The organism is Bacillus sp. es.036 (assembly GCF_002563635.1).
GTDB lineage: Bacteria > Bacillota > Bacilli > Bacillales > Guptibacillaceae > Guptibacillus.
Window position 1 is genome coordinate 1,034,719 of the sequence record NZ_PDIZ01000001.1, and the last position, 13,895, is coordinate 1,048,613.

The window sequence follows — 13,895 nt, forward strand, 5'->3', positions numbered from 1 at the left end:
GATGAGAAAAATGCAGGGAGAAGAGTTCGATTCACTCGTATCCTTTTTTGATGATATGGCACGAACAAAGTGGCTTGGTGCCGTTCATGATGAACTAAAACAAGCTTCCGGTTCATGGGAAGAAAAATCCGTTCTCGATGTAGGATGTGGGACAGGGAGGCTTCTTCTTCGTGGTGTTGAGGAAGCGAGCATGCTGACAGGTGTTGATCTATCATCTGAAATGATTAAAGCTAGCAAACAGAATTTTTTCTTTTTGAATCGGTCGAATAAAAGTCACTTTTCAGAAGGTGACGCATGCAACCTTGCGTTTGAGGACGACTCGTTTGATTTGTCTCTATCAACGTGCGTCATGTTTCTATTACCTGAGCCTGAAGCAGGCATGAAAGAGATGATTCGTGTAACAAAAGAAGGCGGGAAGGTTGTGATGTTAAATCCGTCTTTACAAATGGACCAAATGGCAGCTTTCTCATATGGAAAAAAGCATAATATGAGCGGTTTTGAACAAACTTCTTTGCTCAAATGGTCGAATGTTTCAACAAAAAGGCACCGCTACTCACCAGACCAATTAAGTGAAAAGCTTAAAGGTTTAGGTGCGAAGGAAACAAAACATGTTGAAGTGCTGGATGGTTTGGCCATTATTACAGTTGCATCCTTATAAAAAAGGTTCCCGCTAAATGTAGCGGGAACCTTTTCATTACTTCTTCATCCTAAAAACAAGATCCTGATCAGGTGTAACATATAACGTGTTTTGCTGATCATATGTCACAAACCCGGGTTTAGCACCATTTGGTTTTTTAACGTGACGCACTTCCGTGTAATCAACTGGAACAGAGCCAGACTCACGGGCTTTACTGAAGTAGGCAGCGAGATTAGCTGCTTCAAGTAGCGTCTCCTCTGTATATTCCTTATTTCGAATGACAACGTGTGATCCAGGAATATCTTTCGTATGGAGCCACGTTTCGCTTCGAGCGGCCAACTTATTCGTTAAATACTCATTTTGTTTATTATTCTTCCCAACCAGAATTTCTGTACCGTCAGAAGAAAGGTAAACATCAAGCTGAGGTTTTGTTGGCTTTGATTTTTTCTTTTTGCGTCGCTTTTTAATGTAACCTTCTTCTTCAAGCTCTTCCCGAATTTCCTCGATATCTCGAGGTGAAGCGGAAGTTAACTGCTGAATGAGCTGTTCAAGGTAAGCAATTTCTTGATGAGCCATCGTAATCTGCTCTTCAAGAACGGAAATAGAATTTTTGGCTTTACTGTAGCGCTTGAAATAAGCTTGAGCATTCTCGGACGGCGTTTTTTGTGGATTCAGCTCGATCTGAACTGTTCCACCATCTTCATCATAATAGTTTTGAACTTCTACTTGCTTATCGCCTCGTTTTACTACATGCATATTTGCGGTTAACAGCTCGCCAAGCAGTTGGTAAGTGTCAGCTTCTTGGGCTTGTTCGATCGTACGTGATAACTTCTTAATTTTTTTCTCGTTTTTCTTTAATTCATTCGATAGAAAACGCTCAAGATCATTTGACTGTTGTTTCACGCGATCACGATCGGCTTTTCCGTAATAGAAACGGTCGAGCAGTTCACTAGCGGAGTCAAATGCTCTTTTTTCACCAGCTAAGTGGGTAAGCTCAACGACTGAAAAGAACTCTTTTGAACTTGTCACCATTTGCGGCGCATAGTCGTGGTGCTCTAGTTTTTGGAAAACATCGAAGAAAGCTTCTGGTAGCGTTGAGCGATTTGCAAGGCCAGCTCTATGAATCACTTCACTTGCGATGAGAGGTGAAAGTCCACCAAAAGCTTGCACGAGCTGCTGGCTCAATTTCCCTGAGTTAAAATCGATTTTCTTTAGAAAATCATCTCTTGTTAATCCGAACGGCGAAACTTTGTTTTGCGCAGGGGGAGCGATATAATCCTGCCCCGGAAGTACCGTTCGATGTCTGTTTACAGACGGAGAAAGGTGCTTAATGCTATCTAAAATCATGTTCGATTCATTTAAAAGAATCACGTTACTATGGCGTCCCATTATTTCAGCGACTAATGTTCTTGTCGTTAAATCGCCAAGGTCATTTCGAGCTTTAAACGTAACGTGGATGATTCGCTCATTTTCAATTTGTTTAATTTCTTCCACAATACTACCTTCTAAGTGCTTACGAAGCAGCATGCAGAACATTGGTGGTTCTTTTGGATTCGCATAAGATTCCTGCGTAATTTGAATTCTTGCATAAGATGGGTTAGCTGATAAAAGCAACTGATGGTTTTTTCCACCAGAACGAATCACAAGTAATAAATCAGTCGCATAGGGCTGATAGATTTTTGTCACGCGCCCACCTTTTAATTGTTCGTTCGTTTCATGTGCAACGGCTCTCATTACCATACCGTCAAAAGACATATCGTTCACCTACATTCCTATCACTAGACATTATTCTTAGTATAGCATTTTTTTGAGCTTGTCTGAATATAGTTGAATTATTAGCGACATTACGTGCAGGATCGGGGTGTAGATCATGAACTGGTATAACATGACAAAAGGAGAAGTTGTTGAGGAATTGGAGACAAGCGAGGGGGGAATTAGTTCCGATGAAGTAGAGAGAAGAAGAAAAGTTTTTGGACTAAATCAATTAGATGAAGCAGAACGACCATCGATGATCTTAATGTTTTTAGCCCAATTCAAAGATTTTATGGTCGTCGTCCTCCTGGCGGCTACGCTTATATCCGGATTACTTGGAGAATATCTTGATGCGATCGCCATTATCCTAATCATCCTAATGAACGGGATTCTTGGCTTTGTACAAGAACGAAAAGCAGAAAAATCCCTCCAGGCATTAAAACAGTTATCATCACCAAAGATGAAGGTCCTTCGAGATGGTGATTGGACGACCATCCCTGCATTAGAAGCAGTTGTAGGGGATATTGTTCGAATTGAAAGCGGAGACCGGATTGGGGCTGATTTACGCCTTTTAACTTGTCAGGGGTTACAAATTGAAGAATCAGCGCTTACCGGAGAATCATTACCTGTAAACAAGCACCCAGAGGCGATACGGGATGAACAACCTGGTCCTGGTGATCAGCAAAACATGGGTTTTATGGGGACACTTGTAACGAAAGGAAAAGGTGTTGGGGTTGTGACAGCAACTGGGATGAAAACAGAGATGGGAAAAATCGCACATCTCATTCAATCCGCTGATACAATGGAAACACCTCTTCAAAATCGATTAGAGCAGTTAGGTAAAGTGCTAATAGCTGCAGCTCTTCTGTTAACGGCACTAGTTGTCGTGCTTGGGATTATTCAGGGACGAGATGTTTATAGTATGTTCTTAGCTGGAGTATCCCTCGCAGTCGCGGCAATCCCTGAAGGATTACCGGCAATCGTTACGATTGCCCTTGCGATTGGCATGCAAAAAATGAGTAAACGAAAAGCCATTGTTCGAAAGCTTCCTTCTGTCGAAACACTCGGGTGTGCGACCGTAATTTGTTCAGATAAGACGGGAACGCTCACGCAAAATAAAATGATGGTTACAAAGCTTTGGGCAGGCGGAGAGACGTGGGATGTTACCGGGTCTGGCTACTCTCCTTATGGCGACTTCTTTAAAGGCAACACGCGCGTTTATTCTGATGAGGAACGTTCGCTGAAGCAGCTGCTTACTTTTGGGTTACTTTGTAGCAATGCGAGAGTGATGGAAAAAAGCGGCGAATACGTTCTTGACGGTGATCCAACGGAAGGGGCACTCGTTGCCGCAGCAATGAAGGCCGGATTAACAGAAGATGTGAGGGAAGAGGAATTTATAATCATTCAGGAATTTCCTTTTGACTCCAACCGAAAAATGATGAGCATAGTAGTTGAAGATTCAGTTGGAAAACGGTATGTGATCGCAAAAGGTGCACCTGATATTGTTCTTAAGCAGTGTGAATCGGTGTTATGGAGTGAGAAAAAAGCGCCGCTTCGCAAAAGCTATGAAAGAGAAATTCAGGAGCAGTTAAATGCGTTTGGTGAATTAGCTTTAAGAACGATCGCCGTCGCTTTTAAACCGATCCAAAATGAAGACAATATGCTTCATAGCGTACAAGCTGAATCTCGCTTAACCTTTGTTGGCTTAGAGGGAATGATCGATCCGCCACGTGAAGAAGTGAAGCAGGCTGTAGCTGATTGTAAAACCGCCGGGATTAAAACGATTATGATTACTGGTGATCATGTGACAACAGCTAAAGCGATTGCCCTTAATTTAGGAATTCTACCTGAGCGTGGCAAAGTTATGGAAGGAAGTAAGCTCTCTTCCCTGAGCGTAGAAGAACTAGAAAATCAAGTAGAAGACATTTACGTGTTTGCGCGTGTATCACCGGAACACAAATTAAAAATTGTGAAAGCTCTTCAAAATAGAGGTCACATCGTTGCGATGACAGGAGATGGGGTGAATGATGCCCCCGCGATTAAAGCTTCTAATATCGGTATTTCAATGGGAGTGACGGGGACAGACGTAGCAAAAGAATCATCATCGCTCATATTAAGCGACGACAATTTCACAACGATCAGAGCGGCGGTAGAAGAAGGGCGAAACATCTATGAAAATATTCGGAAATTCATTCGCTATATGCTAGCCTCAAACGTTGGCGAAATTCTTGTCATGCTTTTTGCGATATTACTCATGCTCCCCCTTCCGCTCGTACCGATTCAAATTCTTTGGGTTAATCTCGTGACGGATGGGCTGCCAGCAATGGCGCTTGGACTTGACCCTGCAGAGGGTAATGTGATGAGGCGAGATCCGCGTAAGCCAAAAGAAGGCGTTTTTGCTAGAGGATTAGGATGGAAAATCATCTCTCGCGGTATCATGATAGGAGCCTGTACACTTGCTGCCTTTATGATTTGCTATAGTGAAAGCCCGAATGATCTAGTTCAGGCACAAACTGTAGCATTCTCAACACTCGTGCTCGCTCAATTGATTCATGTATTTGACTGCCGCAGTGAACGATCGATCTTTCATCGTAACCCTTTTGAGAATAAAGCCCTTGTCCTTGCGGTACTCTCTTCGGTTGGATTACTGCTCGCAGTCATCTATTATGAACCTCTTCAACCGATTTTCCATACAACTTATTTATCGATGAGAGAATGGATGCTTATATTAGTCTTTTCTAGCATTCCAACGTTCCTATTAGCAGGTACAACCTTTTTTAAAAGACAACGCAGCAGAGGGTAATGACCCTCTGTTTTTTCTATTCCAGATTCATAATAAGAAAGAGATATCCCTTTGTTTCAGTTTGATGAAGTGGTACAATTGGTTAGAATAGCTATTGGATGTGATAATATGGTTAAGAGTATGACCGGATTTGGGAGAGCATCGCATGAGGAAGAGGATGTTCAAATAACGGTAGAAATAAAATCCGTTAACCATCGTTACTTCGATGGTACATTTCGCATGCCAAAAGCGCTCCTTCATCTCGAAGGTAGAATGAAGAAGGCCATTCAGCGCACAATTGCGCGCGGGAAAGTGGAGCTTTATTTAACCATTGATGGAGCTGGGTTTCGATCATCGGACGTAAAGGTGGATTGGAATCTGCTTGACCAATACATAACGATTTTAAAACAAGCCTCCGAACGATACGAATTGCAAGAAGATTTGTCTACCTCTAAGCTTTTAAACATGGATGTCTATCAAGTGACTGAGAAAGAACAAAATATCAATCAGCTAGAGGATGAGATTTTTGCTACGATGAATTTAGCGGTCGCTCGACTTGTTGAAATGCGAGAAATTGAAGGGAAAGCCCTTGAGCAAGATATAAGGACAAAGCTTCAAAAAATGACAGAAGTCTTAACTTCCATTTCAATGCTTTCAAATGAAGTAACATCCTCATTTGAAGCTCGAATACGCACGAAACTCGAAGGTTTTAAAGAACTTGAAGCAATCGATGAGGCGCGTATTTTAACGGAAGTGGCGTATCTTGCAGATAAAGCGAGTATCGATGAAGAAATCACGCGACTCCGTAGTCACCTAGCCCAATTCCATGATATTCTTAGTAATGATGGTGTCGTAGGAAGGAAACTTGATTTCTTAGTGCAGGAAATGAATAGGGAGCTGAATACGATCGGTTCCAAGTCTCAACACCATAAGATCAGCCAACATGTTATTGATCTTAAGAGCGAAGTGGAAAAGGTTCGTGAGCAGGTTCAAAATATTGAATAGCCTTAGCGCTTTGTTTAAAATCACCCTACTGGTGTAAAAATAGAATCGTGATTCCTGGGAGGAACGACCATGAGTATTAAATTAATCAATATCGGATTCGGTAACATAGTGAATGCGAATCGAATTGTTTCAATTGTTAGTCCAGAGTCGGCACCAATCAAACGAATTATCACTGTTGCAAGGGACCGCAATATGCTTGTGGACGCAACATATGGAAGAAGAACGCGTGCCGTTATTATTTCTGATAGCGACCATGTTATTCTTTCGGCAGTCCAGCCTGAAACAGTCGCGCAGCGTCTCGGGAACAAAGACGAGCTTTCAGACGAGTAGCATCTATAAAGTGGAGGTTAGTATGGAAAAAGAACGTGGGTTGTTAATTGTTCTCTCTGGCCCTTCTGGTGTTGGAAAAGGAACAGTAAGAAAAGCTTTCATGCATAATGCGGACGAGGTACAGTATTCCATTTCTGTTACAACACGCAAGCCGCGTGAAGGCGAAGTGAACGGAGTTGATTATTTCTTTAAATCTCATGAAGAATTTGAAGATATGATCGAAAATAATAAGCTGCTTGAATATGCCCATTACGTTGGGAACTACTATGGCACGCCTGTTGACTATGTAGAAGAAACCTTGCAGTCTGGGAAAGATGTGTTGCTTGAGATTGAAGTGCAAGGAGCAAAGCAAGTTCGCAAGCATTTTCCTGAAGGAGCTTTTATTTTTTTAATGCCTCCTAGTTTAACAGAACTTCGCAATCGTATCGTTAACCGTGGTACGGAATCGAATGATTTAATTGATAACCGTATGGGCGTTGCGAAAGAAGAAATCGAATTGATTGATGAATACGATTATATCGTTGAAAATGATCAAGTAGAATTAGCTTGTGAGCGAATTCGTGCTATTATTACAGCAGAGCACTTAAGACGTGATCGTCTTGCCCATAAATATAAGAATGTAACGGAGGTTAAATAATGATTTTATACCCATCGATTGACTCACTAATGGACCGTATTGATTCAAAGTACACACTTGCAACACTTTCAGCTAAGCGTGCGCGCACGATTCAACAAACTGGTAATGTTTATGTTGATCGTCCAAAGTCAGTAAAGGCTGTTGGTAAAGCACTTGAAGAAGTACTTGATGGCAAACTACTTGCAGACGGCATGATAGAAGACTGAGTGAAAAGTAACAACCTATGAGAATAGGTTGTTATTTTTTTCTTAAATTAGCTTCTCTTTACTATATTTATATTATGTTAACTATTTGGACGGAAGGTGAAACTTATGAGTCTAAAGGGAAAGAAGATATTGCTTTGTGTTAGTGGTGGGATTGCTGTATTTAAGGCAGCCGCTCTCACAAGTAAGCTCTATCAAACGGGTGCGGAAGTGAAGGTGTTAATGACAAAATCAGCTACTGAATTTGTTACACCATTAACGTTTCAAACGCTTTCCAGAAATGATGTTTATAAGGATACCTTTGAAGAAAAGGACCCAACAGCAGTAGCCCATATTGACGTAGCGGACTGGGCAGACCTCGTTCTTATCGCGCCTGCTACAGCAAACATCGTTGGTAAGCTTGCGAACGGAATCTCAGACGATATGATGTCAACGACGTTACTTGCTACCGAAGCTCCCGTATGGGTAGCCCCAGCGATGAATGTTCACATGTACGACCATCCTGCTGTTAAGAAAAACATGGACATCCTCCGCTCGTTTGGCTGTCATTTTCTTGAGCCTGGAGAAGGGTTACTTGCATGTGGCTATGTTGGTAAAGGGCGCATGGCGGAGCCTGAAGATATCCTGGCAACGTTAGAAACGTATTTTAAAGAAGATACGAACGATTTAGCTGGGAAAAAAGTAGTCGTCACGGCAGGTCCTACGCGAGAACCGGTTGATCCTGTTCGCTATTTTACAAACTATTCTTCCGGAAAAATGGGATTTGCTTTAGCTGAGCAGGCGGCAAACCGTGGTGCGGATGTCACATTAGTGGCAGGTCCAGTCTCTCTTCCCACTCCTCAAGGTGTTGAACGTATTGATGTCGTTACCGCAGAAGAAATGTTTGAGTCTGTTCTACAGGCAGCTGAGACGGCTGATATTGTTATAAAAGCAGCCGCCGTTGCCGACTATCGACCTGCTACAATTGCTTCAGAAAAAGTGAAGAAATCTGAGGGTGAGATGGTGATTGAGATGGAGCGGACGAAAGACATTCTTTGGACGCTTGGCCAAAAAAAGAAAAATCAAATTCTTGTTGGGTTTGCGGCAGAGTCAGAGCGGTTGGATGAATTTGCACAGAAAAAGCTAGTAAAGAAAAATTTGGATTTGATTTGTGCGAACAATATTAAAGCAGAGGGTGCAGGCTTTGATAAAGATACCAATGTTATGACGCTTCTTCATCGTGATGGGGAACGCGTTGAACTTCCATTGCAATCCAAGCATGAGGCAGCGAATCGCATTCTCGATGAAGTGAATCGATTGGACGTGACTCGTTCATGATTGCAAAAGTCATAGTCGATGTACCGGCGAATCAAACTGATCGCCTGTTTGATTATGCGATTCCGGAAGAATGGGAAGAAATGATAGAACCTGGGATGAGAGTTGTGGTTCCTTTTGGACCGAGAAAAATTCAGGGATTTGTGATCTCGGTCGCGAATGAATCAGAACATGCTAAATTAAAAGAATTAAGTGAAGTAAAAGATGTTACCCCCATATTAACGCAGGAGTTACTTGATCTAGGGTTCTGGCTTACAGAAAAGGCGCTTTGTTACGCAGTATCAGCCCTTCAGGCTATGTTACCTGCTGCGATGAAAGCAAACGTGACGAAAACAGTTGTGCCTGGAAATCGTGTCAATGAAGAGGCTACATGGCATCGGATGGTATCCTCTAACGGAGTAAAATGGGACGATTTTCTTTCGCATTTTAGTCATAAAGAATTAAACCGGGCCATCAAAAACGATGAGCTTGAGGTACGGTATGATGTAAAGGAAAAGACCGCTCCTAAAACCATTCTTTCTGTATCAGCCGCACTTCAGAAGGACAAGCTTCAACAAGAAAAGGAAAAGATGGGAAATCGCGCATTGAAGCAACAGGAAATCATCACGCACTTCATAGAGAATGAAGGAGCTGTTTCTTACAAAGAGCTCATGGATATGCTTGATACAACGCGGTCAACGATCAAATCACTCGTCTCAAAAGAAATATTAAAAGAAGAAGAAGTTGAGCTTTACCGTGACCCCTATAAGGGACGGGAATTTACTCCTTCGACGGCTCTAGAGCTCACTGACTTGCAAGAACAAGCGATAACCCCCATTTTGACAAGTATTGAAGATCATCAACATGAGACGTTTCTTATTCATGGCGTAACAGGGAGCGGTAAGACAGAAATTTATTTGCAGTCGATTCACCGCGTGCTAGAGCAGGGCAAGGAAGCCATTGTGCTTGTTCCCGAAATCTCATTAACACCACAAATGGTGACCAGGTTTAAAAGTCGATTCGGTTCCGAGGTAGCGGTCTTACATAGTGGGCTTTCCCGTGGAGAAAAGTATGATGAGTGGCGAAAAATTCATCGGAAAGAAGTAAAAGTTGTTGTTGGCGCACGTTCAGCCGTTTTTGCTCCATTTACGAATCTTGGCATTATCATCATTGATGAGGAGCATGAGAGTAGCTACAAACAAGAAGAAAATCCTAGGTATCATGCAAGGGATGTAGCGATTAAGCGTGGCGAATATTACAACTGTCCGGTTGTATTAGGGAGCGCAACGCCATCGCTTGAATCGTATGCACGCGCATCAAAAGGTGTTTATACCCTTCTTGAATTGTTGCACAGAGTAAATAAGCAGGCTATGCCGACTGTATCAATTGTTGATATGAGAGAAGAATTACGAGCCGGTAACCGCTCGATGTTCTCAAACGACCTCTATGACAAATTAAAAGATCGATTAGAGAAGAAAGAGCAAACGGTGCTCTTTTTAAACCGTCGAGGTTATTCAACTTTCGTAATGTGTCGGGACTGCGGGTATGTAGCAGAGTGTCCTCATTGTGACATTAGCTTAACGTATCACAAGATCAACGGAACGATGCGGTGTCACTATTGTGGCCATGAAGAACGTTTTCCAACTCAATGCCCTGAGTGTGAAAGTGAGCACATTCGCTTTTTCGGTACAGGTACACAGCGTGTTGAGGAAGAACTAACAAAAATCCTTCCAGAGGCACGGGTGGTGCGGATGGACGTTGATACAACGAGACGTAAGGGAGCACATGAGAAGCTCTTGAATCAATTCGGAGAAGGAAAAGCAGATATCCTACTCGGAACACAAATGATTGCCAAAGGTCTTGATTTCCCAAATGTTACCCTTGTTGGGGTATTAGCAGGAGATGCCATGCTCCATATCCCTGACTTCCGAGCCTCAGAGAAAACGTTCCAGCTACTAACGCAAGTAAGTGGACGCGCAGGACGTCATTTGCTACCAGGTGAAGTGATTGTTCAATCCTATACACCAGAACATTACAGCATTGAAATGGCTGCCGAACACGACTATCAGTCCTTTTATCAGCGTGAAATGGTCACACGAAAACAATTTGGTTATCCGCCTTTTTATTTTCTTGCCATGGTGAATGTTTCGCATGAAGAGTTAACCAAAACAGTTGATGTGACAGAGAAAATTGCAGCTTATTTAAAGGACCACTTATCAAAACAAAGTGTTGTGTTAGGTCCTGTAGCCTCACCGATCCCACGGATCAAAGATAGATATCGCTATCAATGCATGATAAAATACAAAACTGAACCGAACTTAACTCATTATTTAAAAGAAATTCAAAAGCATTTTTCAAAGGAAATAAGTCGTGGTGGATTACAGCTATCCATCGATACACAACCTTATATGATGATGTAGAATGTGAAAGGGAGTATACGCGTGGCTATGAGAGAAATTGTGTTGCATCCAAATGAGGTGCTTGAAGTTGAATGCCATCCTGTAGAGGAATTCGATAAAGAGTTGCATCAGCTACTCGATGATATGTTTGAGACAATGTACGCAGCAGAGGGCGTTGGACTCGCTGCACCACAAATCGGTATTCGAAAACAAGTTGCCGTTGTTGATACGAGAGAAGAAGAGGCATTAGAACTAATCAATCCAACGATTATTAAATCATCCGGAAAAGAAGTCGACCTTGAAGGTTGCTTAAGTTTCCCTGGTCTATTTGGCGAAGTTGAGCGCCCATATTCCATCACGTTAAAAGCGCTGAACCGTTTTGGCAAACCGTTTAAATTAAAAGCGGAAGGGTTCTTTGCGAGAGCGATTCAGCATGAGATTGATCATCTTCACGGCGTATTGTTTACAGAGAAAGTCATTCGCTACATTGACCCTGAGCAGGAAGGAGACGGTGAATGACAATGACAAAAATCGTATTTATGGGGACACCGGATTTCTCTGTTCCTGTTCTTGATATGCTAGTAGAAGAAGGGTATACGATCGTCGGTGTCGTTACGCAACCAGACCGTCCAAAAGGGAGAAAAAGAGTGCTAACGCCCCCTCCTGTTAAGGTAGCTGCTGAAAAACATGGTCTTCCTGTGCTACAACCTGAGAAGGTGAAAGATCCGGCTCAGCTTCAACCTATTCTAGATTTAAATCCAGATTTGATCGTAACGGCAGCCTTTGGCCAAATCTTACCAAACCAGCTTCTTGAAGCACCGAAGCACGGTTGTATTAATGTCCATGCGTCACTGTTACCGGAACTTCGCGGCGGTGCACCAATTCATTATTCGATCCTGCAAGGAAAGAAAGAAACGGGCATTACGATTATGTATATGGTGGAGAAACTAGATGCAGGTGATATTTTAACCCAGTCAATCGTACCAATTGAAGAACGCGACCATACTGGAAGCCTTCATGATAAACTAAGTGCGTCAGGGTCAAAGCTTTTAAAAGAAACGTTGCCAAAGCTTCTTCATGGTGAATTAACGCCTGTGAAGCAAAAGGATGATGAGGCGACGTTTGCCCCTAATATTAAACGGGAGCAAGAGCGAATCGACTGGACAAAAACTGGTGAAGAAATTTATAATCACATTCGCGGATTACATCCATGGCCAGTGGCCTTTACTCAATATGAAGGCAAAGTAATGAAAGTCTGGTGGGGAGAGAAGATCGAAAGTGCTGAGAAGGCTGAGCCAGGCTCTGTCCTGTATACAGACGCGGATGGACCTGTTGTTGCAACAGGAAACACGACCGCGATTAAGTTAACGGAAATTCAACCAGCAGGCAAGAAGCGCATGACATCTGCGCAGTATTTACAAGGTAGAACATTCGAGAAAAATGAGAGATTTGGTGAATAGTATGACAAACGTAAGAGAAGCAGCACTTGATGTAATTGAAAAAATCAATAAAAACCAGGCATATAGCAACCTGTTGTTAAATGAAACAATTAAAAAGCACCAGTTAAGTCGCAAAGATACGGGATTATTAACAGAAATCGTATACGGAACGATTCAGCGAAAGAATACTCTTGACTTCTACCTCGATGATTTTCTAACAAATCGGAAAAGAATTCAGACATGGGTCATTTCTCTTTTACAACTTTCCCTTTATCAAATGGTTTATCTTGACCGTGTACCGGATCGTGCCATTATTCATGAAGCGGTCGAAATAGCTAAAAAACGAGGACATAAAGGCATCAGTGGTATGGTGAACGGAGTGCTTCGGAATACCCAACGAAAAGGGCTTAAGAACCCTGAAGCGATAGAGGATGTTGCAGAACGCATTTCGATCGCAAAAAGTCACCCACTCTGGCTCGTGCAACGTTGGATCGACCAACTTGGTGTTGAAGCAACGGAAGCAATGTGTGAAGAGAACCTACTTGCCCCTTATGTAACGGCTCGTGTGAATGTGACACGAACATCTGTTAATCAAGTGATCGACGATCTTGCAAAGGTAGGCGTAGAAGCAGTTCCAGGAAGTTTATCAGAAGATGCCATTAAAGTCATTCAAGGGAAGGTCCTTGATACAGACGTTTATAAGCGCGGTGACTTAACAATTCAAGACGAAAGTTCGATGCTTGTAGCACGAGCACTTGGCGTTGAACCTGGTCAGAAAGTTCTCGATGCGTGCGCAGCACCAGGTGGGAAATCAACTCACATCGCAGAGCGACTAAATGGATCTGGACACGTAAATTCTCTTGATCTTCATGCTCATAAAGTGAAATTAATCAAGAAGCAGGCACAGCGTTTGAACTTACGTGCGATTGAAGCAGAGACGCTAGATAGCCGAAATGTAGGTGAACGCTTTAAAGCCAAATCATTTGATCGCATTCTCGTTGACGCTCCATGTACTGGTTTTGGTGTGTTAAGAAGAAAGCCTGATATTAAATGGTCGAAAAAAGAGGAAGATATCGAGCGCATTACGGTTGTGCAAAAAGGAATCCTCGAAGCTCAGGCGTCTCTTTTAAAACCAGGTGGAAAATTGGTTTACAGTACGTGTACAATAGAAGGAGCAGAAAACCAGGAAGTGGTAAAACAATTCTTGGAAGAACATCCTGAATTCACCTTAGACAAAACACTCGCTAACCGTTTGCCTAAGGAAGTGGCGGAGTATTGTGAAGAAGGACAACTTCAGCTTCTCCCACATTATTTTGGCACGGATGGATTTTATATCGCATGTTTAGTTAAAAAATAATGCTGGATGCTGGTGAATCGTCTGTTTACAGGCGATTCTTCCCGCATTCTTGTGATAAGAG

11 protein-coding genes and 1 pseudogene are annotated in these 13,895 nt (G+C 42.5%); 11 read left to right on the forward strand and 1 reads right to left on the reverse strand.

Annotation, left to right across the window (positions count from 1 at the left end; genetic code table 11):
• The first annotated feature begins 1 nt into the window (after nt 1).
• Nucleotides 2-658 carry a class I SAM-dependent methyltransferase gene (locus ATG70_RS05370; RefSeq protein ID WP_098443327.1) on the forward strand — a complete coding sequence of 219 codons (657 nt, stop codon included), beginning with the start codon at nt 2-4 and terminating at the stop codon, nt 656-658.
• A gap of 36 nt (nt 659-694) precedes the next feature.
• Here ATG70_RS05370 and ATG70_RS05375 read toward each other — a convergent pair whose 3' ends face one another.
• On the reverse strand, nt 695-2,392 hold the full coding sequence (locus tag ATG70_RS05375; protein WP_098443328.1) for an Rqc2 family fibronectin-binding protein: 1,698 nt from the start codon (nt 2,390-2,392) through the stop codon (nt 695-697).
• A 115-nt stretch (nt 2,393-2,507) separates the two neighbouring features.
• Between ATG70_RS05375 and ATG70_RS05380 the strand changes: the two are divergent.
• The 10 genes and pseudogenes from ATG70_RS05380 to rsmB all read left to right on the forward strand — a co-directional run.
• A pseudogene (locus ATG70_RS05380) lies at nt 2,508-5,159 on the forward strand (calcium-translocating P-type ATPase, SERCA-type); the annotation flags it as partial.
• A 141-nt stretch (nt 5,160-5,300) separates the two neighbouring features.
• Nucleotides 5,301-6,176: a YicC/YloC family endoribonuclease gene (locus ATG70_RS05385; RefSeq protein WP_098443330.1), complete on the forward strand. Its 876-nt coding sequence runs from the start codon at nt 5,301-5,303 to the stop codon at nt 6,174-6,176.
• Nucleotides 6,177-6,245: 69 nt separating this feature from the next.
• A complete protein-coding gene (gene remA, locus ATG70_RS05390; RefSeq protein WP_098443331.1) occupies nt 6,246-6,506 on the forward strand; it encodes an extracellular matrix/biofilm regulator RemA in 261 nt (86 codons plus the stop codon).
• 22 nt (nt 6,507-6,528) lie between these two features.
• Nucleotides 6,529-7,143 carry a guanylate kinase gene (gene gmk, locus ATG70_RS05395; protein ID WP_098443332.1) on the forward strand — a complete coding sequence of 205 codons (615 nt, stop codon included), beginning with the start codon at nt 6,529-6,531 and terminating at the stop codon, nt 7,141-7,143.
• Nucleotides 7,143-7,349: a DNA-directed RNA polymerase subunit omega gene (gene rpoZ / locus ATG70_RS05400; RefSeq protein ID WP_202407214.1), complete on the forward strand. Its 207-nt coding sequence runs from the start codon at nt 7,143-7,145 to the stop codon at nt 7,347-7,349. The genes gmk and rpoZ overlap by 1 nt, the downstream gene beginning before the upstream one ends.
• Before the next feature lie 105 nt (nt 7,350-7,454).
• Entirely contained in the window at nt 7,455-8,663 is a 1,209-nt protein-coding gene (gene coaBC / locus ATG70_RS05405; RefSeq protein ID WP_098443333.1) for a bifunctional phosphopantothenoylcysteine decarboxylase/phosphopantothenate--cysteine ligase CoaBC, read from the forward strand.
• Entirely contained in the window at nt 8,660-11,059 is a 2,400-nt protein-coding gene (gene priA, locus ATG70_RS05410; RefSeq protein WP_098443334.1) for a primosomal protein N', read from the forward strand. Before coaBC ends, priA begins: the two co-directional genes overlap by 4 nt.
• 21 nt (nt 11,060-11,080) lie before the next feature.
• Nucleotides 11,081-11,557, forward strand: a complete 477-nt coding sequence (def, locus tag ATG70_RS05415; protein WP_098443335.1) for a peptide deformylase — start codon at nt 11,081-11,083, stop codon at nt 11,555-11,557.
• 2 nt (nt 11,558-11,559) lie between these two features.
• Nucleotides 11,560-12,498, forward strand: coding sequence for a methionyl-tRNA formyltransferase (fmt, locus tag ATG70_RS05420; protein WP_098445731.1), 939 nt, complete (start codon nt 11,560-11,562; stop codon nt 12,496-12,498).
• Nucleotide 12,499: 1 nt separating this feature from the next.
• Entirely contained in the window at nt 12,500-13,834 is a 1,335-nt protein-coding gene (rsmB, locus tag ATG70_RS05425) for a 16S rRNA (cytosine(967)-C(5))-methyltransferase RsmB (protein WP_098443336.1), read from the forward strand.
• The last annotated feature ends 61 nt before the right edge of the window (nt 13,835-13,895 follow it).

Bases quoted from the DNA above. Each gene is read 5' to 3' on its own strand.
- ATG70_RS05370 (WP_098443327.1), top strand. From the start codon at position 2: ATGAGAAAAATGCAGGGAGAAGAGTTCGATTCACTCGTATCCTTTTTT.
- ATG70_RS05375 (WP_098443328.1), bottom strand. From the start codon at position 2,392: ATGTCTTTTGACGGTATGGTAATGAGAGCCGTTGCACATGAAACGAAC.
- ATG70_RS05385 (WP_098443330.1), top strand. From the start codon at position 5,301: ATGGTTAAGAGTATGACCGGATTTGGGAGAGCATCGCATGAGGAAGAG.
- remA (WP_098443331.1), top strand. From the start codon at position 6,246: ATGAGTATTAAATTAATCAATATCGGATTCGGTAACATAGTGAATGCG.
- gmk (WP_098443332.1), top strand. From the start codon at position 6,529: ATGGAAAAAGAACGTGGGTTGTTAATTGTTCTCTCTGGCCCTTCTGGT.
- rpoZ (WP_202407214.1), top strand. From the start codon at position 7,143: ATGATTTTATACCCATCGATTGACTCACTAATGGACCGTATTGATTCA.
- coaBC (WP_098443333.1), top strand. From the start codon at position 7,455: ATGAGTCTAAAGGGAAAGAAGATATTGCTTTGTGTTAGTGGTGGGATT.
- priA (WP_098443334.1), top strand. From the start codon at position 8,660: ATGATTGCAAAAGTCATAGTCGATGTACCGGCGAATCAAACTGATCGC.
- fmt (WP_098445731.1), top strand. From the start codon at position 11,560: ATGACAAAAATCGTATTTATGGGGACACCGGATTTCTCTGTTCCTGTT.
- rsmB (WP_098443336.1), top strand. From the start codon at position 12,500: ATGACAAACGTAAGAGAAGCAGCACTTGATGTAATTGAAAAAATCAAT.